The organism is Maribellus mangrovi, assembly GCF_037646455.1.
Lineage (GTDB): Bacteria > Bacteroidota > Bacteroidia > Bacteroidales > Prolixibacteraceae > Draconibacterium > Draconibacterium mangrovi_A.
This window is the reverse complement of the sequence record NZ_JBBIXN010000001.1, coordinates 1,653,665-1,679,568: the sequence shown is the minus strand read 5'-3', so window position 1 is coordinate 1,679,568 and position 25,904 is coordinate 1,653,665. Positions and strand designations below refer to the sequence as shown.

25 protein-coding genes are annotated in these 25,904 nt (G+C 41.8%); 15 read left to right on the top strand and 10 right to left on the bottom strand.

Annotated features, from left to right (window positions below; translation table 11 throughout):
* Positions 1-6: 6 nt before the first annotated feature.
* Positions 7-1,083: a glutaminyl-peptide cyclotransferase gene (locus WFY05_RS06480; protein ID WP_340111948.1), complete on the bottom strand. Its 1,077-nt coding sequence runs from the start codon at positions 1,081-1,083 to the stop codon at positions 7-9.
* An 85-nt stretch (positions 1,084-1,168) separates the two neighbouring features.
* Here WFY05_RS06480 and WFY05_RS06475 point away from each other — a divergent pair, with 85 nt between their 5' ends.
* From WFY05_RS06475 to WFY05_RS06460, 4 genes are all read left to right on the top strand, one after another.
* Entirely contained in the window at positions 1,169-2,653 is a 1,485-nt protein-coding gene (locus tag WFY05_RS06475; protein ID WP_340111947.1) for a lipopolysaccharide biosynthesis protein, read from the top strand.
* 112 nt (positions 2,654-2,765) lie between these two features.
* Complete coding sequence (gene rpiB, locus WFY05_RS06470; protein ID WP_340111946.1) at positions 2,766-3,215, top strand: ribose 5-phosphate isomerase B; 450 nt, start codon at positions 2,766-2,768, stop codon at positions 3,213-3,215.
* Positions 3,216-3,218: 3 nt separating this feature from the next.
* On the top strand, positions 3,219-4,589 hold the full coding sequence (locus WFY05_RS06465) for a lactate utilization protein B (protein WP_340111945.1): 1,371 nt from the start codon (positions 3,219-3,221) through the stop codon (positions 4,587-4,589).
* Between the two features lie 7 nt (positions 4,590-4,596).
* Positions 4,597-5,040, top strand: a complete 444-nt coding sequence (locus WFY05_RS06460; protein WP_340111944.1) for an RrF2 family transcriptional regulator — start codon at positions 4,597-4,599, stop codon at positions 5,038-5,040.
* Here the strand turns inward: WFY05_RS06460 and WFY05_RS06455 are convergent.
* Positions 5,037-5,414 carry a VanZ family protein gene (locus WFY05_RS06455; protein ID WP_340111943.1) on the bottom strand — a complete coding sequence of 126 codons (378 nt, stop codon included), beginning with the start codon at positions 5,412-5,414 and terminating at the stop codon, positions 5,037-5,039. The two genes, WFY05_RS06460 and WFY05_RS06455, sit on opposite strands and share 4 nt — an antisense overlap.
* On the opposite strand from WFY05_RS06455, the gene hemW reads away from it, so the two are divergent.
* From hemW to WFY05_RS06430, 5 genes are all read left to right on the top strand, one after another.
* Positions 5,413-6,540, top strand: coding sequence for a radical SAM family heme chaperone HemW (gene hemW, locus WFY05_RS06450; protein ID WP_340111942.1), 1,128 nt, complete (start codon positions 5,413-5,415; stop codon positions 6,538-6,540). The genes WFY05_RS06455 and hemW overlap by 2 nt on opposite strands.
* A 110-nt stretch (positions 6,541-6,650) precedes the next feature.
* Positions 6,651-7,085, top strand: a complete 435-nt coding sequence (gene dut, locus WFY05_RS06445) for a dUTP diphosphatase (RefSeq protein WP_340111941.1) — start codon at positions 6,651-6,653, stop codon at positions 7,083-7,085.
* Positions 7,086-8,849 (top strand): tetratricopeptide repeat protein, encoded by a 1,764-nt coding sequence (locus tag WFY05_RS06440; RefSeq protein ID WP_340111940.1) that lies wholly within the window; start codon positions 7,086-7,088, stop codon positions 8,847-8,849.
* A complete protein-coding gene (lolB1, locus tag WFY05_RS06435) occupies positions 8,842-9,720 on the top strand; it encodes a lipoprotein insertase outer membrane protein LolB1 (protein WP_340111939.1) in 879 nt (292 codons plus the stop codon). Before WFY05_RS06440 ends, lolB1 begins: the two co-directional genes overlap by 8 nt.
* 37 nt (positions 9,721-9,757) lie before the next feature.
* Positions 9,758-10,948 carry a murein hydrolase activator EnvC family protein gene (locus WFY05_RS06430; RefSeq protein ID WP_340111938.1) on the top strand — a complete coding sequence of 397 codons (1,191 nt, stop codon included), beginning with the start codon at positions 9,758-9,760 and terminating at the stop codon, positions 10,946-10,948.
* A 155-nt stretch (positions 10,949-11,103) separates the two neighbouring features.
* On the opposite strand, the gene WFY05_RS06425 is transcribed toward WFY05_RS06430, so the two are convergent.
* The 3 genes from WFY05_RS06425 to WFY05_RS06415 form a co-directional block, all read right to left on the bottom strand.
* Positions 11,104-11,463: a hypothetical protein gene (locus tag WFY05_RS06425; protein ID WP_340111937.1), complete on the bottom strand. Its 360-nt coding sequence runs from the start codon at positions 11,461-11,463 to the stop codon at positions 11,104-11,106.
* Between the two features lie 2 nt (positions 11,464-11,465).
* The gene (locus tag WFY05_RS06420) at positions 11,466-12,302 is read right to left on the bottom strand and encodes a GNAT family N-acetyltransferase (protein WP_340111936.1); all 837 of its coding nucleotides are present in this window, start codon (positions 12,300-12,302) and stop codon (positions 11,466-11,468) included.
* 74 nt (positions 12,303-12,376) lie between these two features.
* Positions 12,377-13,078 carry a Crp/Fnr family transcriptional regulator gene (locus WFY05_RS06415; RefSeq protein ID WP_340111935.1) on the bottom strand — a complete coding sequence of 234 codons (702 nt, stop codon included), beginning with the start codon at positions 13,076-13,078 and terminating at the stop codon, positions 12,377-12,379.
* 160 nt (positions 13,079-13,238) lie between these two features.
* Between WFY05_RS06415 and WFY05_RS06410 the strand changes: the two genes are divergently transcribed.
* The 3 genes from WFY05_RS06410 (at position 13,239) to WFY05_RS06400 (ending at position 17,033) form a co-directional block, all read left to right on the top strand.
* Complete coding sequence (locus WFY05_RS06410; RefSeq protein ID WP_340111934.1) at positions 13,239-13,655, top strand: OsmC family protein; 417 nt, start codon at positions 13,239-13,241, stop codon at positions 13,653-13,655.
* 355 nt (positions 13,656-14,010) lie between these two features.
* Entirely contained in the window at positions 14,011-15,510 is a 1,500-nt protein-coding gene (locus tag WFY05_RS06405; RefSeq protein ID WP_340111933.1) for a hypothetical protein, read from the top strand.
* Positions 15,511-15,668: 158 nt separating this feature from the next.
* A complete protein-coding gene (locus tag WFY05_RS06400) occupies positions 15,669-17,033 on the top strand; it encodes an NAD-dependent succinate-semialdehyde dehydrogenase (protein ID WP_340111932.1) in 1,365 nt (454 codons plus the stop codon).
* A gap of 5 nt (positions 17,034-17,038) precedes the next feature.
* Here the strand turns inward: WFY05_RS06400 and WFY05_RS06395 are convergent, their stop codons facing one another.
* The 5 genes from WFY05_RS06395 to hemN are packed head-to-tail and all read right to left on the bottom strand — an operon-like array spanning position 17,039 to position 22,023.
* Positions 17,039-17,347: a hypothetical protein gene (locus WFY05_RS06395; RefSeq protein ID WP_340111931.1), complete on the bottom strand. Its 309-nt coding sequence runs from the start codon at positions 17,345-17,347 to the stop codon at positions 17,039-17,041.
* 5 nt (positions 17,348-17,352) lie between these two features.
* Positions 17,353-18,369 carry a ferrochelatase gene (gene hemH, locus WFY05_RS06390; protein WP_340111930.1) on the bottom strand — a complete coding sequence of 339 codons (1,017 nt, stop codon included), beginning with the start codon at positions 18,367-18,369 and terminating at the stop codon, positions 17,353-17,355.
* Between the two features lie 6 nt (positions 18,370-18,375).
* Positions 18,376-19,278: an oxygen-dependent coproporphyrinogen oxidase gene (gene hemF / locus WFY05_RS06385; protein ID WP_340111929.1), complete on the bottom strand. Its 903-nt coding sequence runs from the start codon at positions 19,276-19,278 to the stop codon at positions 18,376-18,378.
* Between the two features lie 10 nt (positions 19,279-19,288).
* On the bottom strand, positions 19,289-20,644 hold the full coding sequence (gene hemG, locus WFY05_RS06380) for a protoporphyrinogen oxidase (protein WP_340111928.1): 1,356 nt from the start codon (positions 20,642-20,644) through the stop codon (positions 19,289-19,291).
* Positions 20,645-20,646: 2 nt separating this feature from the next.
* Complete coding sequence (gene hemN / locus WFY05_RS06375; protein WP_340111927.1) at positions 20,647-22,023, bottom strand: oxygen-independent coproporphyrinogen III oxidase; 1,377 nt, start codon at positions 22,021-22,023, stop codon at positions 20,647-20,649.
* Between the two features lie 82 nt (positions 22,024-22,105).
* Here hemN and WFY05_RS06370 point away from each other — a divergent pair, with 82 nt between their 5' ends.
* The 3 genes from WFY05_RS06370 (at position 22,106) to WFY05_RS06360 (ending at position 25,898) form a co-directional block, all read left to right on the top strand.
* Positions 22,106-22,558, top strand: a complete 453-nt coding sequence (locus tag WFY05_RS06370; protein WP_340111926.1) for a hypothetical protein — start codon at positions 22,106-22,108, stop codon at positions 22,556-22,558.
* A gap of 340 nt (positions 22,559-22,898) precedes the next feature.
* Positions 22,899-24,533 carry an amidohydrolase gene (locus tag WFY05_RS06365; protein WP_340111925.1) on the top strand — a complete coding sequence of 545 codons (1,635 nt, stop codon included), beginning with the start codon at positions 22,899-22,901 and terminating at the stop codon, positions 24,531-24,533.
* A gap of 54 nt (positions 24,534-24,587) precedes the next feature.
* On the top strand, positions 24,588-25,898 hold the full coding sequence (locus WFY05_RS06360; RefSeq protein ID WP_340111924.1) for an alpha/beta hydrolase family protein: 1,311 nt from the start codon (positions 24,588-24,590) through the stop codon (positions 25,896-25,898).
* Positions 25,899-25,904 lie beyond the last annotated feature (6 nt).

Sequence of the window (25,904 nt, the reverse complement as noted above, 5' to 3'; positions counted from 1 at the left end):
TAAGTACTAATTCTTTTCCACAAATTTAACCTCGAATAAACGCGGATAAAGTTTTCCGGTAACAAACATCCGGTCGTTTTGCTTGTCGTAGGCAATGCCGTTAAGGTAATCGATCCGGTCTCCATCTCGGTGATACAGGTTAATAATTCCGGTCAGATCAATTTCTTCCAGCACTTTTCCGGTGGCTGCATCAATTTTTACAATAAGGTTGGTGGTGTAAATATTGGCATAAATAATTCCGTCAACGAATTCCAGTTCATTTAAATTAGCCATCAAATTATTATCATCTGCCACCTGTATTTTCTTAATTACCGAAAAATCAGACGGATCGAGCCAGGTAAGAACATGCGTGCCGTCGCTCATGATCAGGTTGGTACCATCGTTGGTCAATCCCCAGCCTTGTGCCGAATTAAATTGAAAACTGTCTATAACGGCGAAACTTTTAAGGTCGTATACAAATCCTTTTTTAGCGCGGTAAGTAAGCTGGTAAATTTTGTTTTTCAAAATGGTAATTCCTTCTCCAAAATACTTGTCGTCTAAATCAATAGACTGTTCAGGCTTTCCGCTTTGAAGATCAATTTTCATTAATTTTGAATGCCCCTCTTCGCCCGTTCCTTCATACAAATAACCGTTGTAATATTCCAGTCCCTGGGTGTACGATGTTTTAAGGTGAGGAAAATTATTAATCACCTGGTAACTCATTTCCTGAGGCTTAATATCAGAAACTACGGTTATTATTTTTGATCGGGAGTTTTTTAATCCGTCGGTTTTTTCGGCATTAACAACCAGTTTACTGTTACCCAGTTTATTCAATTCAATATCGTTAACGGCAAATTCCAGTTCTTTGGTACTTTTCAGGGTTTTGTTTTCGTACAGTAAATCGATGGATTTTATTTCACCGTCTTTTAATTTTGTTTTTACATCGGCAGAAATTTTTTCGCCAAAAACAAACTGGTTTTTAGATGGTTCGATGCGTATGGAACTTACGGGTTTACGCGGTCTTTTGGTCGATTTGCTTGAACACGAAAAAAAGATGACAAACAAACTTAATACCAGTACTATCGGAAAAAAACTACGCTTCATCAAAATAATTTTAGGATGTTCAAAGATATAACTATAAACGTTTTGATGTAAATAGAATTTTATCTTTGCTAAAAATTATGCCCAATTGAATTCATTTAAGCGATTAGCAAGCGATACCGCAATTTACGGAGCCAGCAGTATTGTTGGCCGGTTTTTAAACTGGTGGTTGGTACCCTACTATTCATTTATGTTTTTGCCCGAAGAATATGGCGTGGTAACCAACATGTATGCCTATGTTGCTTTTTTCCTGGTGTTGTTAACTTATGGGATGGAAACTTCTTATTTTCGATATGCCTCGAAAAGCAAGGAGCCCGAAAAAGTATATTCCACTTCCATTATTTCGCTGTTTTTTACCACCATTTCGTTTGTATTGCTGGCATCTGCCTTTCGACACGAAATTGCTGCGTTGATTCAGTATCCCGATCATCCGGAATATGTGCTGTGGTTTGCCATTATTTTAGGAATCGATGCATTTACAGCTATTCCTTTTGCCCGCTTGCGATTGAATAACAGGCCCGTAAAGTTTGCATTTATCAAATTTGTATTTATTGGATTCAATATCGGTTTTAACCTGTTTTTTATTTCGCTGTGTCCAAAGTTGATGGAAAATAATCCTGAATCAATTGTCCGCCTCGTTTATTCCGAAGATATTGGAGTTGGTTATGTATTTATTTCCAACCTCTTAGCTTCGGTGATTACTTTAATTCTGCTGTTGCCGGAAATTTTAAGAATATCATTTTCTTTTGATAAAGCTTTGCTCAAACAAATGCTCAGTTATGGTTTTCCGATTTTGATAGTTGGATTAACGGGCATGGTCAACCAGAATATCGACAAAGTACTGATTCCTTTCCTGATACCCGAAAATCAGGATCCGATGTTTCAACTTGGAGTGTACGGAGCCAACTACAAACTGGCGGTACTGATGAACATGTTTATTCAGGCGTTTCGTTATGCTTTCGAACCTTTCTTTTTTGCACGAAGCGATAGCAAAAACGATCCGAAAGTTTATGCAACCGTCATGAAATATTTTGTGATTTTTGGTTTGCTCATTTTCCTGGGAATGGTGCTGTACATCGATCTGGTTAAAATAATCATCGATTCCAAGTATCATGTCGGATTAAAGGTTGTTCCTATAATTCTGATGGCCAACCTGTTTTTTGGTATATATTTTACTTTATCGTTGTGGTACAAACTCACCGATAAAACACGCTATGGTGCCTATATGGCACTTATTGGAGCCGCAATTACACTGATATTGAATATTATTTTAATTCCGAAAATCGGTTACATGGGATCGGCTTATGCTGTATTTTCCTGCTTCTTTGTCATGATGATTGTATCGTATGTACTCGGGCAAAAATTCTATCCCGTGCCTTACGATTTAAAACGTATTGCTATCTATTTCTCACTTGCCCTCGTAATTTATTTGGTTTCTGTTTACACCGCTGATCTAAATTCAATTAATAAATACATTTTTAACACTGCCTTGATTGGTGTTTTTCTTTTTGGTGTTCTTCAATTTGAAAAATCAGAAATCAGAAAACTGTTTTCACGAAAAAAACAGAACTAATTGGTTGAAAATTAGTAATGCTTATTTAGTCTGATTTTGACTTAGCTTGAATTTTTTATAAAAATTAAGAATGAATGAGATAAATATGAAAAAGTATTAAATTTGTGATATTATGAAGCAAACAAAACCTAACGTTATTGCTCTTGCAAGTGATCATGCAGGATTCAGTAAAAAGCAAGTCATTATAAAATACCTCGAAGAAAAGAATATACCTTACAAAGATTTGGGCTGTTACACCGATGAGAGCGTGGACTATCCGGTTTATGCACATAAACTTGGCGACGCGATCGAAAAAGGGGAATTCGAACTTGGAATCTCATTTTGCGGCAGCGGTCAGGGAATTAGTATTGCAGCCAATAAACACCAGGGCGTTCGTTCCGGAGTCTGCTGGAATACAGATATTGCTGCTTTGGCCCGGCAACACAACAATGCCAATGTGTGTGCTATACCCGGACGATTTGTAAGCGATGAACAAGCGATTGCCATTGTTGAAGCATTTTTAAATTCTGAATTCGAAGGTGGCAGACACGCTCGCAGAGTAGACCAGATTCCTTTAAAATAGTGAATGGCCGATTTAAAAGACATATTTCTGGATGATTCCAAAATTGCGTTTGACAAAAAGCATCGACAAACTTTAAATTTTAACATTTCGAAGTACGACGAAGCTGTTGCCAAAGGTAAGTTGAGGTACAGAAATATGAATTTGGCCAAAGAAAGGGCTTCATACCTGAAGGGAAAAATTGTGGCCAACCTGGCCGCTTACCTCGAGGAATTTGAAAAAAATGCTCAGAAAAACAATATTGAAGTAATTTGGGCCCGCGATAGTAAAGAAGCTGTTGCTGAAATTATTAAGGTACTCAAAGCGGCTGAAGCCAAGCTCCTGGTAAAAAGCAAATCGATGATCTCGGAAGAAATCGAGCTCAACGAAAATCTGGAGCAATCGGGTTTTGAACCGGTTGAAACCGATTTGGGCGAATTTATCGTTCAGGTTGCAGGCGAGAAGCCCTATCATATTCTCACGCCGGCCATGCATAAATCGAAAGAAGATGTTGCGGGGCTGTTTCATGAAAAATTCAGTACGCCTGAAAATTCAACACCCGAAGAACTTACTGCTTTTGTTCGCCAGGTTTTGCGCAAAAAATTTACTTCGGCCGATATTGGCGTAACCGGCTCCAACTTTCTGGTAGCCGATGTTGGGGGAGTGGCGCTCACCGAAAACGAAGGAAACGGATTGATGTCGATTTCTTTCCCAAAAGTGCATATCGCCATTACCGGGATCGAAAAGATTATTCCTTCAATTCACGATTTGCCCTTGTTTTTTCCTTTGCTTTCGGCACTGGGAACCGGTCAGCAAGTAACGGTTTACAACTCCTTAATTACAAGTCCAAAGCGTAAAAATGAAGCGGGAGGACCCGAGAAAATGGTGGTGGTTTTACTCGATAATAACCGAACTGAAATTGCCCGACAGGAGGAACATTACGAAGCCTTGAAATGCCTGCGATGCGGTGCCTGTTTAAACGCTTGTCCCATTTACAAAAATATTGGTGGTTATACCTACAACACCATTTACAGCGGGCCAATCGGTTCGGTGATCACACCTTTTTTAAAAGGATTTGATGCCTACGATCATTTAAGCTTTGCCAGTACACTTTGTGGTGCCTGCAGCGATGTTTGCCCGGTAAAAATCCCTTTGCATAAATTACTGCTGCTTAATCGGAAAAAAAGTATTGAACAGCATCGTGGATCATTTTCCTGGAACACAGGAATGAAGGTTTATCAGTGGGCATTTAAGAAACGCAAGAACCTCGATTTGGTTAATGGGAATGTAAAAAATGCCCTGTTAAAAACGAACAAAAATATTCTGGGTAAAGAAAAAGAGCTTCCACCGGTAGCTCATCACTCGTTTAGTACAGAATGGAAAATAAATAATAAATAATTGTGTCATGTTATCAAACACTTGTAAGTACGCATTAAGAGCCCTCATTTATCTTGGAAAATTTTCAACTGAAGACAAAAGGATCGGTATCAAAAAGATTTCGGAAGACCTTGGTCTTTCTTCTCCGTTTTTGGGAAAAATCCTGCAAAACATGGTGAAACAGAAATTGCTGGTATCGACTAAAGGACCTAACGGAGGATTTTCGCTGGCAAAAAAATCGGGCGAAATATCGCTTTGGGAAATTGTAACAAAAGTTGATGGTGAGGAATTCTTTACCAACTGCCTGATCAGTCTCGAGCCTTGCAGATCGCACGATCCGTCAAAACCGCTTTGTCCGGTTCATGGTCAGTACGAAATGTTGCGCGGACAAATTAGAACCTTTTACAAGGATACCACGCTCGAATTGATAAGTAAAGACATCGATAAGTACGAGGATCTGGTAAAACTTTAAACGAGTTTTTCCAGTTTTTTACCCGACACAAAATACCTGAAAAATACGGTTGCTGTAAGTAATCCGGCTGTATTGGCCAGTAAGTCGAGAGCATCGGTGTGACGGCTGGCTGAGATTTTGTGCTGAACAGATTCGAGTAGAACAGCCAACACAAAACTTACCAAAGGGGTCCAGAAATAGTAGTTCGGCGTGAGTTGTTTTACCGGCCTGAATGACAGAAGACACAGAATAAAAAACATCGAGAAATGCACCATTTTGTCAAAATGCGGGATCTTTAAGAAGGGTTCGGAAGGCAATTGACTGGCCGGCATAAAAAGCAGGTAGCACATTATCAGCAACCAGGCTGTTATTCTCCAGTAGATCGAAATTTTCATGGCAGGTATTTATATTCATATTCCATTTTGCAGGCAGAAATGCTATTACTGCGATTTTTACAAAACCGTAAATACATCGCTGAAGCAAAAATTTCTTACGCTTTTAAACGAAGAGGCAAAGGTAAGGAAAAACTACCTTGAAAATGAAACGGTGGAAACCATCTATTTTGGTGGTGGAACACCATCGGTGCTTACGACAGAAGAACTTGATAACATTCTTTGGAACATTGACGCGAATTACAGTATTTCACCGGATGCCGAAATTACCTTTGAGGCCAATCCTGATGACCTCACTCCGGAATATTTGAACGGGATTAAATCGACCGGAGTAAACCGACTGAGCATTGGAATTCAGGCGTTTCAGAATGAGCACCTTAAAAAAATGAACCGTCGCCACGATGCGACGCAAGCGGAAGAAGTTGTTCGAAAAGCAGTTGAAACGGGCTTCAATAACATCAGTGTCGATCTGATTTACGGGCTTCCCGGACTTACTGATGAGCAATGGAAAGAAAGCCTGCAGCGCGTTTTTCAACTTCCAGTAGAACATTTATCGGCTTATCATCTCACTTATCACGAAGGAACACCTTTTTTTACCTGGTTGAAAAAAGGAACGCTCAAAGAACTGAGTGAGAACGAAAGCGTAAAGCAGTTCAATATTTTGGTTGAAATGGCAGAACAAGCAGGTTTCGAACAGTACGAAATTTCAAATTTTGCCAGGGATGCTTTGTATTCTCGGCACAATTCTTCGTACTGGCTGGGGAAAAAATACCTTGGCCTTGGACCGTCGGCACATTCCTATAATCTGCTTTCCCGACGATGGAATGTATCGCATGTCGAAAGTTATGTTCGCGGTTTGGAAGCCGGTTCCGATTATTTTGAAGAAGAAATCCTCAGCAATAAAGACCACTACAACGAATATATTCTGACACGTATCCGCACAAAATGGGGCGTCTTGTTATCAGATATCAGGCAAAATTTTGGAACTGAATTTTACGATTACCTGCTGAAACAAGTCGCAAAATACAAGAAAAGCGGTCTGGTCCTTCTTTCTGAAGGGAAGCTTTTATTAACGAAAGAAGGACTTTTTGTATCCGATGAGATCATGGGCGACCTCATGATTATTTGATTGTTAACCAATAAGTTGAATTCGGTTTCAATTTTCTAAATTATTGTTAATGCATTCGCTCAACGGCATTATTTAATTATCTTAGCGGTTCTTTTTTAAAAACAGATTGAATGCAGGTAAAAATTGTAAACAAGTCGAAAAATGATTTGCCGGCCTACAGCACTGTTCATTCGGCCGGAATGGATTTAAGGGCTAACCTTGATGAAGCGGTTGTTCTGAAACCTCTGGAACGGGCTGTGGTACCCACTGGACTTTTTGTAGAGCTGCCTGAAGGTTACGAAGCACAAATTCGACCCAGAAGCGGCCTTGCACTGAAAAAGGGAATTACAGTTTTGAATACTCCGGGTACCATCGATGCCGATTATCGTGGCGAAATAGGAGTAATACTCATCAACCTGTCGCAGGATGAGTTTGTTATAGAACACGGAGAACGCATTTGCCAAATGGTTATCGCTGCTCACGAGAAAGTGGAATGGGATTTGGTAGAAGTGCTGGAAGAAACAGAAAGGGGAGCCGGAGGCTTTGGCCACACCGGGAAAAATTAGATGAAAAAAATTATTACAGGAATAACAACCGCCATGCTTTTTGCTGCGGTGGTTTCATGTTCAGGACCAAAAAAAATTACGGAGCAGGAAGTGGCCAAAGCGGCTGTTGACGCGCCCGTTGACGAACTGGCCGAACAAAAGCAAAAGGAGTTTGAGTATTATTTTGTGGAAGCGCTGAAACAGAAAATGTTTGGCAATCCGCAAACCGCCATTCAGATGTTATCGACATGTCTGGAACTCGATCCGAATTCATCGGCTGCCATGTACGAACTGGCAAATATTCATGCGGTAAATAACGATTTAACGAGTGCATCGTTACTACTCGAAAAGGCCATTAGCATCAATCCCGACAACAAGTGGTACAAATTGTTACTGGCCCAGATCTATCAGAAAGCGCGCAAGTTTTCTGAATCAGCAGATCTGTATGACCAACTGCTTCTGAAAGAACCCGACAACCTGGAATACATTTACATGAAAGCGGCATTGCTGGCTAGCGCCGAACGATACGATGAAGCCATTGATGCCTATAATAAAATGGAAAAAGAAACAGGTGTTCATGAGCAGATTTCAGTGGCGAAACAGCAAATTTATGTAGCTACCGGACAGATTGATAAGGCCTTTGCTGAAATTCAGAAGCTCATCGATTCAGATCCGACAGAAGCTAAATATTATGGTTTGCTGGCCGATTTGTACCAAAGTCAGGGCGACTCGGAGAATGCACTGAAAAACTATAAAAAGATACAGGAACTCGATCCCGGCAATGGTTTTGTACATTTTTCGCTGGCCAATTACTACCTCGAAAATGGCGATCTTGAGAAGTCGTTCGAAGAAACCAAGGAAGGCTTTAAAAGCGAATCGGTAGATATTCAGACAAAGCTGCAACTCTACATGATGCTTACTTCGGCACGAACTTCGTTGAGTGAAGATCAGCAGGAAGAACTGATACAAATCCTGCTTGAACATCACCCCGATGAAGCTCTGGTGTACACCATTTATGCCGAAAATCTGCTCAAGAAAAATGAACTGGCAAAAGCACGTGTACAGCTGTTAAAAGCGCTTGATATTGAGCGAAACGATTATGTCGTATGGGAACGCCTGATGTTTATCGATAACGATTTACAGGATTGGGAAGGTTTGTACAAACACACCAGCGACATCATCGATCTTTTTCCCAATCAGCCGCAGGGTTATTTTTTCAAAGCCATTGCCTGTGTGCAACTCGAAAAGTTCGAAGAAACTGTAGATTTGGTTGATGAGGGTCTGATATATGTGGTTCAAAATCCGCAACTCAAAGCCAACTTCCTGATGTTAAAAGGCGAGGCACTTTACAAACAAAAGAGCAAAGAAGAAGCTTTTAAGCTATTCGATAAAGCCGTTGAAATCGATCCTGAAAATTACCTCACTTTAAATAACTATGCTTACTACCTTTCGGTCGACGGAAGAAACCTCGATAAAGCCGAACGCATGAGTGGAAAAGTCGTGGAACGTTTTCCCGATAATTCTACTTACCTCGATACTCACGCCTGGGTTTTGTTCAAAAAAGGCGATTATAAACTGGCCAAATTCTACATGGAATCGGCCATTAAAAACGGGGGAGATGAAAACCCGACCCTGCTTGAGCATTATGGCGATATTTTGTTTAAGCTCGAAAAACACGATGAGGCTATAAGCTATTGGGAACGAGCCAAAACAAGCGGGGGAGACTCCGAAGTATTGCTACGTAAAATTCAGGAAGGAAAATATATAGAAGATCCAAATGAATAGGCGTTTTGTTGTTCGTTTTCCTCTGCTGGCCGGGATTTTATTGCTGATTATAGCCACTTCTTGCAGAGGACCAAAAGAGTTGGCTGTTGGCGAAGCAAAACCAATGGGCACCAACAAATTGCTCAAACGTATCGAGCAAAATGCCTTTGATTATGAATACCTTACCATCCGAAAAATCAACTGTCAGTTTTCGAGCAACCAGTCAAAAGCTTCATTTCGCATTCGGTTAAAAGCTAAAAGAGACGAGAAAATACTGGTGTCCATCAGCAAAATTAATATTCCGGTTGGCCGGGTATTGCTCACACCCGACAGCGTGATCTATGTCAATTACATCGATCACAATTATTTCTACGACGACTACAGTTTTATCAGCGACTTTTTGAACATGGACGTGGATTTTAAAACCGTTCAATCCATCATTTCAAACAATGCTTTCTCGTACAGGAACGATCCGCGCGACGATTATAAAACCTTCGATTCGTATGTCGAAAACGGGCAGTACGTGTTGCAGTCGGAAAAGAACCGCAAGATCTACAAACTGGATGACGGAAAGCCCCAAAAAATTGAACGCCGGCTTCGACGTTTGGATGATGAAGCCCTGATTTTACAACGAATGTTTTTCGAACCCCGAAATTTTTCGCTTACGCGACTCAATATTCAGGATAAAACCAACAACCGAAATATTCTCATGAATTTTAACGATTTTACTAAAGTAGAAGGAAAAGAGTATCCGGGTGAGATCGATATGGAATTTCTATCGAATGTGGAACAGATAGAAATGAAGATCCGCATGAGTGGTTTTTCAACCGACGAAATCAGTTCATTCTCCATTAAAATTCCTGAAAAATACGAAGAGATTCAGGTAAAATAAATTTGAATTCTCTTACTTTCGTGGAAATCGAAAACGTATGCGTGTTTATTTCACAGCGGTTTTATTATTCTGTCTTCCGTTTATCGGTCTGTCGCAATCCATTTCCGACCTGCAACAACAAAAGCAGGAAACACAAAAGGAAATTGAATACGTGACCCGTTTGCTCGAGGAGAACCTGAAAAGCGAAAAATCGTCGCTGAATAAACTACGTTTGCTCAACAGTCAAATCAGTCAGAGAAGCCGTCTTATCTCAACTATAAATAACGAAATCGAGATTTACGACCAATGTATCCAAAACAGCGAATTGTCCATAGAAATGCTTCAAAACGATCTTGAGGAACTTCGAGAAGAATATGCCGAAATGATCAGACAGGCCTACAAAAATAAAAGCAATTTCAACGAGCTGTTGTTTTTAATGTCGTCAGAAAGTTTTAACCAGGCTTACCGGCGTATGCTTTATTTCAGGCATTACACCAAGTATCGACAAAAACAGGGTGAGATTATCGAAGCGGTAAGTGGAGTTTTAGCCGACAACATTAAAAAACTGGAGGAACGCCAGCACGAGAAAGAAGCGTTAGTCGATCAGGCCAGGCAGGAATACCGCAGACTGACAGGAGAAAAAGGACTGCAAAATGCTGAACTGCAAAAACTGACGGACCAGAAACAAACACTGCGACAAACTTTACGGCAACAAAGAAGGATTGAACAGCAGCTCGAGCAGGAAATTCAGCGCTTGATAGAAGAAGAAGCCCGGAAAAACAGGGCTAAAGGCGAACCGGGCTATGCACTAACTCCCGAGCAAAAACTGATCGGCGACAATTTTGAACAGAATAAACACCGTCTTCCATGGCCCGTTGAGCGAGGAATTATTGTGGAGCGTTTTGGCGTTCATCAGCATCCGGTGTTGAGCAACGTGCAGGTCAGAAACAACGGTGTAAACATTGCCACTGAAATTGGAGCAAAAGTTCAGGCGGTGTTTAAAGGCGAGGTCAGCCGGGTGTTCGGAATTTCGGGCGGAAATACCGCGGTAATCATTCGCCACGGCGCATTTCTGAGTGTTTATTCGAACCTGCGCGAAGTGGTCGTAAAAAAGGGTGATACAGTGGAAACCAAACAAAAAATAGGAACCGTTTATACCGAGCACGACGACGACAGTAAATCCATTCTTAAATTTCAGATCTGGCACGAAAGTCAGAAAATGGATCCCGAAGATTGGATTGTTCGGTAAGCATATTAAATTGTAATTGTGATATGTGTTGCACCGTCCTTTAGGGCGGTGGTTAGGATGTAACGACGGCGATCTGAATTTTAAAGATTTTCAGAAATCACCGCACTAAAGTACGGTGCAAAAAATAATTCTAAATCGAAATTTAACTGACGCGTTTAATTTTGTTGATCGAGCTTGCCTTTTATATCCTTAATACTCTGAAGAATTTCCATGGTAACCGGGTTTTCTGAAGCTGCATTCCGCATTTCTTCACGCCGCAGACCCAGCTTGGTATCCAGCCGGCCCAAAACCAGCGAGAACAACAGAAAAACCACCATCATCACCGGATAGGTGATCAGCTTGTTTTCATCGAGGAAATGCCGGATCGTTTCATCCTTAAAATCATTGAGGAACATAAAAGCGATCATTACAAAACTAATGTAGCCAATGTACATGCGTGCGCGGTCGATATAAATTTTCCAGCGGATAAATGTGCGCCGGTTCATTTGTATTCCAAAGAGTTTCATTCTCTTCATGTTTATAATTTTAAAGTCATTTTATGTTGAGTAAGAAAATGTTTCAAACCAATCTTTTTCAAAAAATATTGAGTGTACTGTTCCGGATCGTCAATGTTATTAACGTTGATTTCGGTGGAAACGATATCTGCAAAATGCCTAAAAAGGCTGCTGCCGATGTTTTGTTTTCGGTATTCTGGTGCCACAGCAAACTGCAATATACGCGCCCTTTGCGGAATGGTGCTTAAATAACCCACCGGTTTATTCGCCACAAAAGCGACAAAAGTTTTGCAGGAAGACAGCTTTTTAATGGTTTCTGATGCGTTTTGCCAGGTGGGTTTCCAATCCCAAAACGATTTAAAAAGGTGATGATCGAACTGATCGAATTCGTGAATTACCAGTTTATCATTTTTAGTTGCAGGCTTCGGAATGCCGCTAAAACAATCGAGGTCGGCGATTTTTTGAAAACCGACTTGCTTATACGATTTAATCGCTGCGGTGTTTTTATCGATCACTTCCAATTCTATTTCATCAACTCCTTTTTCCTTTAAAACAGGGATGAGCTGCCCGTACATTTTTACGGTTACATGCTGTCCCCGGTACTCTTTTATAACTCCTGTTCCACCATTGTAAGCCACATTTTTGCCATTTATTTCACGCAGACCGTGCAACATAAATGCCACCGGTGTATTGTTGTTGAACATCCCCATTGAAAGATCACTACGAATGTCTTCCGATTCAATTTTATCCCAGAGCAATTCAGGGGTGAATTCAACTTTTACAAAATAGTCGGCAAAAGCGTCATTAAAAAGCTGCGCTATTTCAGGAATAGTAATATTTTCGATGGTTTTGAAGTACATTATAAAAGGTTATTCCGAATTTTTGGTACAAAAAAACCGGCTATGTAGCCGGTTTTCGGTCTTTATTTATTTCGTTATAAATTGGCCACTCTCGTAAGGGTGGGAATGTCCAAAAATTTAATTTTTCGTCCCTGCAATTCAATCAACTTGTCGTTTTTAAATTCCGAAAGCAGTCGGATCACCGATTCGGTAGCTGTTCCTACCATGTTGGCCAATTCTTCGCGTGTCAGCGAAATTTGTAGGGTGTTCTGGTTATCCAGATCGAAATTTTCCTTGAGTAGAAGCAGTACTTCAGCCAGGCGTTCACGAACGGTTTTCTGTGCAATATCGGTAATGTAATCGTTGGCTTCGCGCAGCTCGCGGCAAACAATTTGCAACATGTGGTGCGAAAACTGCCAGTTACTTTGGATGAGGTAAAGCAGCGTTTGATAGGGGATGTGACACAGCGCAGCTTCATCGATCACTTTGGCTGTGGTACAGGCCAGTTCCTGGCTTAGCAGCGAACGGTAGGCAATGATTTCGCCTTTTTTTGCAAAACGGATAATTTGTTCCTTCCCGTCGATACCGGTCTTAAAAATCTTAACAATACCTTTGGTTACACAGAAAAATCCGGTCAGGCGGCTTCCCTCACGGTAAATAATCGTGCCCTTCTTATAGATCGAGCAAGTCTTTTCGTAGTTCAAACGTGTAAACTCATCTTCAGTAAGTTTTTTGAACAACTGGAATCCACTCAAATCTGTCTCTGTTTCTGTTGGCCTCTTAATTGCACTTCTCATATTCAGGCTTCAATTAGAAAATTAGAAAATCATTCTTTCTTAAGGTTAAAGCTACAAAAATACAATTATCCGCATTATTCAGAAAACTATTTATATAGATAGTTAGATGTTGTATATTTGCAATGCAAAATAATTGAAAACTATTTAAAATTAGGATGTTATGAAACATGTAGTAGATATGGCCTGGACCGATAAGGTAGCTTTCGAAGCCGATATGGATGGGCACAAAGTAATTGTTGATGCCACAGAAGAATCGGGTGGCAGCGATTTAGGACCACGCCCCAAAAAATTGATGCTAACAGCGCTGGCTGGCTGCACCGGTGTGGATGTGATTATGATCTTGAAAAAGATGAAAGTGGAGCCTGAGGCTTTTAATGTGATCGTGGAAGCCGATGTAACCGAAGAACATCCTAAACATTATAATAAAATGAAGGTGGTCTATCAGTTTAAAGGAAAAGATCTGCCTTACGCCAAATTGGAAAAAGCGGTTAAACTTTCCGAGGAAAAATACTGTGGTGTGACTGCCGTATACCAAAAAGCCATGGAAATGGAAACCGAGATCCGCATTATTAAATAAATTGATGCTTGCTGATTCTAGCCTGCCAATTTGTACTTGAAAAGCGGTACGAATTGGCAGGATGAACCGGAAATAGCTGGCCTTTGCTTCCTGAGATTTCAAAAACCGGTAATTCTTATTATTATTATCAAGCCCAAAGACTTGAATCTCATTTTCATCGATATTTCCATATTATTTATTACCTGTTTTTCACCTTTTATCAATCATGATAATCAGGATTTTGGTGGTTCGGTAAATTATGATTTCAACCATAAAAGCCGTAACTTTTATTGTACAATTTTTCAATCATTAAATCTTCAAAATCATTCAAACCATGATTTTGAATAATAATTTTTTAACCCAAAATTTATTTATCATGAGTACATTAGTTAGTACATGGGTAGATGTACCCATCAATTTGGACGATTCCATCAACGATCCTTTATGGGCAGATGCTGGTGTTTTGAGCATTGCCAAAGGGAAAATGATGGTAAAAAACAACAGCGAGTTTCTGTATGTGGCATTGGATGTAACCGCCGATCAGGGAAATGATCCCGGCACGGGAGATTATTTTTGGTTTACATTCGACCGTAACAGAAACGCAGCAATCACCCCTAACTACGATGTTAATTATGGTCTTTACCCGGGAAACCCGGATAAAATGGGCCGGCAATATTATCTTGGACCCGGCAGATGGACGGGATTAATCAACGAAACAAGTCCTTCGAAATGCAGAATAGAATTTGGCCCTTCGCCGAATTCGGAGACACCACACCGCATTTGGAAAATGCAGTTTCTTTTATCCGATCTTAATGTCTCGCTCGGATATTGGTTTCCGTACACCCGATTTGGATTTCGGATCGCTTCCAGCAATCCCGCTTTTCATCACAACGAACCCGGTGATTTTTATACCAATTTTGCGGCTTTGCATTATTTATTCCTATCTAAAAAACGTGTTTTCCCTTCCGGATCAATGGGAACTGTTTTTGGTGGTGTCGGTTTAATACCATTCGACAAAATTGTTTCGGGAAGAGCAACTACAGCTTCCGGTTATCATCCGTATGTTCAGAATGCGGCATTTGGAGGCAAACTAAATATCATTGGAAACCGAACAACCCTGGCATCGCTGGCCGGAAAAAAATACAGGGTGTTGCACCGCGAAGGAACGTCGGGAGCCTTTTCTCCTTTGCTAAGTTCGTGGAAAAATTACAAATGGGATAATGCAACTCATCAGTATATTTTGCAGCACTTTGGCCCCGATACCGATGATAAATATGTTATTCCGAGTCCGGCTGTCGATTATTCCATCGACGATTTATTGATTCAGTTTAGTACGATTGGAATGGGAACCGGTTTACATCAATTCCGAATAGACGTAGATGCTTATTCAGCCGATACTGAAATACTGACGTTGTATATTGATAACAATCTGCCGGAATTAAACATTAACAGTATTACACATAATGGTGCGCAACAACAGGCGTGTTCCATTGTAAAACTTACCAGCGATACTGATGGATTAAAGTTTAACATTACCGCACACGATCCCGAGGGAAATTTGCGATTGTTTCGGCTAACAGCTCATTACGGCAGCAATCAAAGTACGCTCATCGATTCACAAAACTATCCCGGATCGGGAAACTGGGCAGGCGTGCTTAATCTGCAAATACCCGCAAGTGGTGTTTGGGTTCCACCGGTTACCTGTGCCTATCAATTTCGTTTAACCGGTTGGGCCAGAACAACTAACGGCTATGGTTATATTGGTAGTGCAGAATATTCAGAGCACTTAACGATTCTGAAACCCGGATACGATAAAATCAGGTTTAAAGTTCCGGTAACTGACTTTATATTAGGAATGACAGACGGCAAATTATAACTGTTAACTTAGTTTGGATTTTGAAAAGGAGCTTCCCGGTAAAGAAGCTCCTTTTTTTGCAAATTTAACCCTGATTTTAAATGAAGACCAATCCAAAAGCGTATTAACCGGAACATATTTTTTGTAAATTCGATTTTTATTCAAATCAACAGATATAGATGATGCAATCGATCAATCCAGCAACCGGTGAGCGAATTAAGAATTACAAAACGCATACGCCCGACGGAATAGAAAAAATCATCAATTCGGTAGATAAAACCTGGCACCACTGGCGAAGTACTTCGTTTATGTACCGCAGCCAGTTGATGCAAAACCTTTCGAGCGTACTGAAATCGAAGAAAAATGAACTTGCTTTTCTTATGGCGCAGGAAATGGGGAAAGTGAAACGCGAAGGCATTGCCGAAATTGAAAAGTGTGCCTGGGTTTGTGATTATTATGCTTCGAATGCCGAAAGTTTTCTGGAAAACGAACCGATAGTAACGGAAGCTACAAAATCGTATGTTTCGTATCAGCCCCTCGGAACTATTCTGGCGATTATGCCCTGGAATTTTCCATTTTGGCAGGTGTTTCGTTTTGCTGCACCAACGCTTATGGCCGGGAATACTGCGGTGTTGAAACATGCGAGTAATGTGCCCGGCTGCTCCTTGGCCATCGAAGAATTATTCCGCGAAGCCGGCTTTCCCGAAAATGTTTTTCGCAGCTTATTGGTTGGAAGCAAACAAGTGGCCAAAATCATTCAGCATAAAGCAATAAAAACGGTTAGTTTAACCGGATCAACTCCGGCCGGGAAAAGCGTGGCTGCCCTTGCAGGCGCCGAGCTAAAAAAATGTGTGTTGGAACTGGGTGGCAGCGATCCGTATTTGATTCTTCAGGATGCCAACATTGAAAAAGCGGCCAAAAAATGTGCTGCCGGACGTCTCCTGAATGCCGGGCAAAGCTGTATTGGTGCAAAGCGTTTTATTGTTGAAGAAGAGGTTTATGCACATTTTCTGGAAGAATTTACCCATGAAATGGCTGCTGCAGGTTTTGGCGATCCTACCGATGAAGATTCAGCAATAGGGCCACTGGCACGTACCGATCTTCGCGACGAATTACACCAACAGGTAGTTGACTCGGTGAAAAAAGGGGCTGAAGTTATTATAGGTGGAGAAGTTCCACATCGCAACGGAGCTTATTATCCGCCCACAATTTTGGAAAATGTACAGCCCGGAATGCCGGCCTACGATGAAGAATTGTTTGGACCGGTAGCTTCGGTAATAAAAGTGAAAGACGCGAAAGAAGCCATTGCCGTAGCCAACGATACTGATTTTGGATTGGGTGCAGCCGTGTTCACCCGCGATCTGAAAAAAGGAGAACATATTGCTGAAATGGAACTGGAAGCCGGTGCCTGTTTTGTAAACGACTTCGTAAAATCAGATCCTCGCTTACCTTTTGGCGGGATAAAAACCAGTGGCTTTGGACGCGAATTGGCTGCCCAGGGAATTAAAGAGTTTATGAATGTGAAAACTGTGGTAGTGAAATAAAATAACTACTCTTTCTTTTTCCGAAAAGGATATTTAGCATAGATCTTGCGCCCGACATATTGCCCCAGGAAAAAGCTGCCCAATAAAAATGGAGCCAAAGTCCAGGTGAGTTTAAGGTCGTGGAATTTGCGGATCAGGATGATCAATGGAACCGGTGCGTGAATAAATACGAACCACCAGAATGATAATTTCCGAAAACTGCCGCGCATGTATCCAAAAGGGAGATTTACCAGGAATGTTGCAATACAGGTGACCGTCACCCTCCACCACAATTCGTTGCTTGTCACACCTTCAAGTAACTCTATTTTATCCAACAATATCATTTCGTCATTTCTTCTTCCGAAATGATCCCGGCCAGCGCATCTACCCAATGATCTTCTGCATTCAAGCTGTCAACCATTTGCAGTTTTTCGCCTCCTTCAGCTCTAAAATCATCGCCATATTCCACGCCAATTTCAAGGATTGTTTCCAGACAATCGGTAACAAACGAAGGCGCAAGCACGATCACCTTCTTTTTGCCTGCTTCAACCAATTTCATCAGCGTTTTATCGGTAAACGGAGTGAGCCAGTTTTTCGACAGACGCGATTGGAATGAAACCGTATAATCCGTTGGTTTTAGTTGTAAACGATCGGCCAGTAAACGCGAGGTTTCGTAGCAGGTGGCACGGTAACAATATTTTCCATGCTCGGGAAGACTCTTTTCGCACGAACAGGTATCAACCGTAATTCCCGGGTGGCATTTTTCAACCTGCCGGTTGGGCAAACCGTGGTATGAAAATATTACATGATCGAATTTCGAGAGGTCGTATTTTTGAGCTTGTTTAACAAAGGAATCCACAAATTTGGGGTGGTCGTAGAACTGCTCTGTTTTTAAAACTTTTGCCTGAAGGCCCAGTTTTTTTATTTCCTTTTCTGCTGCAACGATTGCTGTTTCAGTTGTAGACATGGCATGCTGCGGGAACAATGGTACCAGTACCAGTTCATCATACCCTTTTTGCTTAATTTCTGCCAACGCTTTTTTGTAACTTGGATTTCCATAGCGCATGCCCATATAAATATCGGCTTTTCCGGCCATTTTTTCTTGCAGTTTTTCCTGAAGATCGCGCGTAAGATAGATCAGCGGAGAACCTTTTTTGGTCCAAAGCTGCAGGTACAGTTTGGTCGAATTTTTTACCCGAAACGGAATGATGATGAGGTTTACCAGGAATTTCCGAAGCAGCCAGGGCAAATCGATAACATGCTTATCATTCAGAAACTGCGTCAGGTAACGACGTACTGCAGGTACTGTTGGTGCATCGGGGCTGCCAACGTTGATCAATAGTACAGCTCTCTTCATAATCCGTTAATTTGTTTTAAATCCGATCCAATTTATATCTTTTTTCAATAGCTCCTGTGTTTTTTCTTCCTGCGATCCCGGCTCCGGACTGAAGTTGTATTCCCACGACGCATTGGCGGGCATGCTCACTAAAATAGATTCGGTGTTTCCGTTTGATTCCAATCCGAATTTGGTTCCACGGTCGTTCACCAGGTTAAATTCAACATACCTTCCCCGGCGAATTGATTGCCACCTTTTTTCACGTTCTGTATAAGGCTTTTCACTATTCTTCATAAACTCAGAATAAATCAACGGGTAAGATTTGGCCTGAGCTACCACAAATCCGAAAAGCTGCTCGAAATCAACATCTTCATCCGGCTTTAAGCGATCGAAGAAAATACCGCCAACACCACGAGTTTCGTTACGATGAGGCAAGAAGTAATAATCATCGGCCCATTTTTTAAACCTGGAATAATAATCGGGGTGAGAACGATCGCAAATTTCATTTAGCTGCTCGTGAAACCACCTGGCTTCTTCGGGAACAATGATGGAAGGAGTAAGGTCGATTCCGCCTCCAAACCACGATACACCATTGTCGAGGGCAAAATACCGAACATTCATGTGTATGGTCGGAACCCAGGGATTTTTGGCATGCAGGATGGACGAAATTCCCGTTGCAGCGTAATTATCGGCTTTTTCTCCCAGAACCGCTTCCATACGTTCGCTTAATTTTCCTTCAACAAAAGAAAAATTTACCGCTCCTTTTTCAATCACGTTTCCGTCTTGAATAACCCGTGTTATTCCGCCACCAATTTCTTTTTTCCATTTATCGCTTCCAAAATGTGCTTTGCCGTCGGCAAGCTCCAGATTGTGGCAAATTTCTGCCTGCAGTTCTGAAAAAACGGATGCAATATTTTTAATGTTCTCCAATGCGATACGATTAAATTTCTTCGGCCAGTTTATCGGCTGTAAGTCTTCCCTGACGAATCCGGTCGGCCATGCCAATTCCGTCGCGGATATTGCCGGCAAGTACCAGGCCAGGAAATTCGTTTTGGAGTTCAACAATCGCAGCCAGTTTCTGTTCACTCTCAAAACTGTATTGTGGGATAGCATGCTCGTAACGGAAGATCCTGCAAACATCCGGATCAAATGTTTCCAGCTGCATCATGTCCTTCACTTCGCGTTCAACAATTTTAAGCAGTTCATCATCGTTCAGTTCGAACAATTCCGGACGTCGCACTCCACCCAGAAAGACCGAGAGCAAAGCACCGCCTTTTGGTGCGCGTTGTTTCAGAAACGAAGAGAGAAATAATATACCGAGCACATCGCGTTTTTCTGCTGATGGAACCAGGCCGCCAAACGATTTAATCGGGATGCCTTTCCATTGTTTGAAACCCAAAGTTACCTGTGTTACTTTGGCGTATTTCATTTTATCGATCTGTTGTGCTTTCTGTTTTGGCAAAAAGGGAAATACATTTTGAATGGCATATGCGCCAACGGTGGAGATAACGTGCGTGTATGATTCGTCTTCAAATTTATAGCTATTCGAATTCTTGTCTTTTTCAAAAACGGGATTGCAGCCCAAGGTGATGTTCTCTTCCCCAATGTGTTTAGCCAGTGCTTTTATGAGGTTTTCCAATCCGCCTTCGGCAGAAAATACGTCTTTCGTGGCTTTTTTATCCCGCTCGGTTTTTGGCTCTTTAGCCTTTTTAATCCCGCCTTTTATAAAGCTTCCGTACTCTTGTTCGAGTGCATAAAGTTTAGGCAGTGCAAAACGTGTGACCAGTTTTTCAGGATCGCCCGAGTACACACCCGAAATAAACGGATCGACTGCATTTCGCAAAAAGGTTTTTCCCATGCGCCGACGTACCAGTTCGGCAATGGTTTCGTCGGGATTGCTTCCCCGTTTCCGGAAAGGTTCGCCCAGCAAGCGCAATTTGTCTGAAAAGCTAAAAAGGGGAGTAGTAATTCCCCCGAGTAGTCCGGAAGGAATAACACACCATTTTCCGTTCAGCCAAATCCAGCGTGCTTTGGCTGATTCATCGGCGGTTTCAAGGATGCAATCGTCGCCCAAATCTTCAAAAAGTTCTGCGGCTTCAACCCGCGACATCGAGCCGGTATTTGGCCCCGATTCAAAAACAAAACCTTCTTCGTGTGTGGTTTTTATCACACCTCCGGCACGATCCGCTTTTTCGTAAACATGAACGCGGAAACCATGTTTTTTGAGGTAAAATGCGGTGGTGAGCCCGGAAAGTCCTGCGCCCACAACGGCAATATTCGCATCTTGTTTATTCATAACTAAAGTGCCTTTGAGAATTTTTGTGTGGCATTTTTCATGCCCGGATCAAAGCTTGCTGCAATGTTTCTGACAAAGTATTTTCCCTGGTCGAGCACTACAATTTCTTGTTCGTTGAATGTCAGCAATCCTTCATCAGCAAACTGCTTGAGAATGGATGTTTCGTAATTGACCGTATTCCTGATTTCTGCCTCGGATGCATTCAGTCTCAATTCGGCATCTTTCCACGAAAGGTAATAGTTGCACATAATTTCGTTGATGACGTGCCGAATAATTTTTTGTGCCGGACTCAGCTCGTATCCTTTTTCAACTGTAAAACGGCCCTCGTTGATCGATTTCACATAGGTATTTGTGTCTTTCGCATTCTGAGCATAGGCATTTTCCAGCTGACTGATTCCGGTTGATCCGAATGCATATACCTGCCCGGTGGTTTCGCGGGTAGAGTACCCCTGGAAATTCCGGTGCAGTTTTTTCTCACGGAAAGCAATGCTCAGTTCATCGTCGGGCCGGGCAAAATGGTCGAGACCGATAGCATCGTAACCATTTTCAGTGAGTAAACGAAAACCCGTTGTAAACATGCCCAGTTTTTCTTCGGCCGAAGGAAGTCCTTTTGTTTCGAGAATTTTTTGTGCCTTTTTCACCCACGGAACATGCGCGTACGAGAAGGTAACCAGGCGATCGGGTGAAATGCCAATGGCTTTGTTAATAGTGGCTGCAAACGACTTTTCATCCTGATATGGAAGTCCGTAAATAAAGTCGAGGTTGACACTGGTATTTTTGTGGCTCCTGATCATGTCAACCAGCCTTTGAACCGGAATAATTGAAGGATCGCGGTTGACATTTTCCAGTACTTTGTCATCAAAATCCTGGATACCCAGGCTAAATCGATTGAATTTCAGCGCTACCAGTTTTTCAATAAAATTCTCGTCGAGCATGGCAGGGTGGCATTCCATGGCAATTTCGGGTTTCTCAATAAAATCGAAATTAGCATGAATCAGTTCCATGATCTCTTCAATCATTTCAATGGGCAGCGAATTTGGCGTTCCGCCCCCCCAGTGTACCTGCGAAACTTTACGGTCGGTATCTAGGTACTTGCGCACCATCAAAATTTCCTTTTTCAGTGCATCTACATACAAGCGCATTTTGTTCACATCTCTTGTCAGGTGAGTGTTACAACCACAGTAATAACATATTTTCGGGCAAAAGGGAATGTGGATGTAAATGGAAATGTTCTTTGGCTCCTCACTGTTTGAACGCTCCAATGCCCGAATGTAGGCGTCGGAATCAAATTCGGTGGTGAAAAAGTTAGCCGGCGGATAACTGGTGTATCGCGGCACGGGGGTATTGTATTTATCGATCAGTTGTTGCGAAATCTTCATATTAAAAAGTTTTATCTGGAAGAGCTCTACACCTTCTGTAACCGGACAGTGTTGCTCTTTGTTGTAAAAATCGTGTTTAAAAATGAAAGGAACAAGAAGTTTGATCAGGAGCATCTTCTTTTTGCCCTTTAAATTCGTTGATGGAAATTCTTTTGTTCTGCAAATACTCAGATTGGCAGGTACACAATGTAGAAAAAGCGGCATAAAATTTTTTCATGTCGAAATTAAAAATTTGGAAATCACCTTTTTAAAAGGTTTGGTTTTAGATTTTGGTTGTGTTTTCGGAATTATGCCAACTCCGGTGGAGGTCGGCAAAAAAGACATTCGGCGACGTGTTCCTGAAGATGAAAGGATTGCTGGTGTCGCCACTTTAATTTATGATGCGCCCATTCATAATTCAGGAAAGCCATTTCCTGTTTTTTATGAAAGATGGAACGCTGAAAATCGAACGTGGAAACATATTCCGAATGATGCTTATTTGAATGATATTCAATTTGTTGGGAGCGATCAGACAGCAGAATCTTTCCATTGTTAGCTTCTTCCATGCCAAAGATCAGAAACCAGGCATAGAAAACCACAAAAACAATGTAGGGAATATGTGTTGTAAATATACCAACCGAAAACATCTGCTTCTGCTTTTCGTGAGCGGTCAAAGTTAATAATATCTTGAATTACAAAACTATTGACGATATGTTTTAGAAAACAGAATGCTTAATATATATTTGTTTTTAATAGTGTTGAGCAAACCTTTATCTGGATAAAATTATTTAGACGAAGAACGAGTATTAAATTTAACCTGTCAGATTTCAAAAACGAGAGGTTAGCACCTAGTGCTTGTTACATGATTTACAACTAAAACAAACAATTTTTTACTTATGAAATTTAATCCGGCAATTGCCCTAATATTGTTGTTTACTATGATGTCGTGTTCGCAAAAACAGGTTGATCTGATTATTAAAAATGCCAGCGTTTATACGGTTGATGATGCCTTTGCAAAAGTAGAGGCGCTGGCCGTTAGCGAAGGCAAAATTGTTGCTACCGGTACTTCGCAACATATTCTTGATAAGTACAAAAGCACCAAAGTGGTAGATGCCGAAGGTAAATTTGTTTACCCGGGTTTTAATGATGCTCATTGCCATTTCTACGGATATGCTACCGACTTAATGCAGTATGCCGATTTGCGCGATACCAGAAGTCCGGAAGAAATTTACCTGATTTTGAAGGAACATCACGAAAAATTTGGGGGCGAATGGATACTGGGGCGCAGCTGGGACCAGAATGACTGGGAAGTTCAGGAATTTCCAACAAAAGAGAAGCTCGATGAATTGTTTCCTGATATTCCCGTTTACCTGGTTCGGGTCGACGGACACGCCGGTTGGTGCAACTCTAAAGTGCTTGAAATTGCCGGAATTACTGCCGAATCGAAAGTGAATGGGGGAGAAGTGGTGGTAAAAAACGGGGAGCCCACCGGAATTCTGATTGATAATGCCATGAGCCTTGTTCGAAAATTCATACCCGAAATGACTCGCGAGCAGCAGGAAATCGGTTTGCTAGAAGCGCAAAAGAATTGTTTTGCTGCCGGCTTAACTTCAGTAACCGATTGCGGACTGAGTAAGAATACCATTTTGATGATGGATGAACTGCAAAAAACAGGTGAGCTGAACATGCGTATCAATGCGATGTTAGACCCTACGGAAGAGAATTTCGAACACTTTGTACGATCGGGAATTTACAAAACCGATCACTTGCTGGTAAATACCATAAAAGTTTATGCCGACGGGGCTTTGGGATCAAGAGGTGCATTAATGTTGGAAGATTATTCCGACGATCCCGGAAACCGCGGACTGCAAATCGAAACTCAGGAGTTTTACGATAAAATCTGCCAGCTGGCTTACGAGAATAATTACGCAGTAGCAACTCATGCTATCGGCGACGGTGGTAACCGCTTGGTTTTGGATACTTACGCTCAATTCCTGAAAGGCAAAAACGACCGTCGTTGGAGGATTGAACATTCGCAGATCATTAATCCCGATGATTTTGACAAATTTGGAAAGTATTCGATTGTGCCTTCAGTTCAACCCACACATTGCACCAGCGACATGCCCTGGGCCGAAGACCGGGTTGGAGCTGAACGGATTAAAGGTGCTTATGCTTACCAGACTTTGCTGGAACAAAACAGTTGGATTCCCGCAGGAACCGACTTTCCGGTAGAAAATATTTACCCGCTCTATTCTTTTTACTCGGCGGTATTTCGTGCCGATCACACCGGCTGGCCCGAAGGTGGCTGGCATATGAATGAAGGCTGGTCGCGAGAACAAACCTTGCGGGCCATGACTACCTGGGCAGCTAAATCGTCGTTCGAAGAAAATGAAAAAGGACAGTTGGTTCCCGGAATGCTGGCCGATTTTGTGATCCTGGATACTGACCTGATGACCGCTTCGCCACAGGAAGTTTTGGATGCCAAAGTTGAAAGTACCTGGAGTGCCGGAGAAAAGGTTTTTGGTTTGTAGAAAGCTACACTTATTCTGAAGGTATTTCCATTTATAATTACTAAACTGCTGTTGATGAGGTACTTTTTTGTGGTTTTAGTTTTTGTCCTGTTGTACGGACTTCAATCGTGTAACCAGGCCGGCAAGCCTGAAAAATTAGTGCCGGTTATAATTAAAACCGACAGTTGTCAGCAGGACCCGAAACACACGTACGAGGTATTTGTCCCTCAGCGAAAAAACACGGTAGAAAAACTACCGGTTGTGATTCTTTTAGATGCTCACGGAGGTGGGAAATTGGCTCTCAATAGATTTAAAGCCGGTGCCGAGCAATACCCGGTAATTCTTGCGGCCTCGAATCTTGTTAAAAATGCATACGCAAATTATCCGACGGCGATTCAAACACTACTTGAAGAAGTGCGCCAAAAATACCCGACAGACCAAACGGTTTTTATCAGCGGTTTTTCAGGTGCCGCGCGGATGGCGCTGGGGTATGCCTCATCACATCCGGTAAACGGATTGATTATGTGTGGTGCTTTGTCAGGTGCCGATCAGATCAGGGCACTCAGTTGCCCGGTTATTTCCATTTCGGGAATGGATGATTTTAATTTTGTGGAAACTGCTCAGTACCTCTTTCAGGAGCAAACAATTCCCGGAAACCTGAAAATAGAATTGACCAATGCTTCGCATTCCTGGCCCGATAGTTCGATGCTGGCTGATGCCCTGGGTTTTCTTTATTTGTCCGAAAATCCGTCGGCAGATAAGTCTTTGATAAAGGCTTATTGCAATAATCAACATGAGCGGATTGATAAACTGAAACAACAGGGCGATTTTCTAAAAGCTACACTGCTTGCCTGGAATATGTCATCAACTGCTCCCTTCAATACTGATAAAGATTTTGCGGCTGAATTCTTCAACTTGAAAACCGGCGACGATTACAAAAGTCAGGTGAAGAAGCTAGAAAAGTGCCTGAAATTTGAAATGAGTGTGCGTCAGCCCTACCTGGAAGCATTGACAACAAAAGACAGTTTGTGGTGGCAGAACGAGATAAATTCAATCAACAAAAAATTGAGTACGGAACAGGATTCTTTTAATGTTGACATGTATCGGAGAATTAAAGCGTTCTGGGGAATTGCCTGTTATTCCCTCGGCAATCAGGCCATTGCAAAGAAGGAATCAGCAAAGCTTGAAAATATTTTAGCTGCCTATAAAATACTGGAACCCGAAAATCCGGAAACGCTCTTTTTTTCTGCGTTTCTGTTATACTGGAAAGGCGATCAGGAAGAAACCATTTCCACACTCAAAAAAGCACGTGAAGCAGGTTTTTCGGAAACGGATCGTTTAAAGAGTGCTTTTCCCAAGAATATTATTTCTCAATTGGATTTATAAACTGTT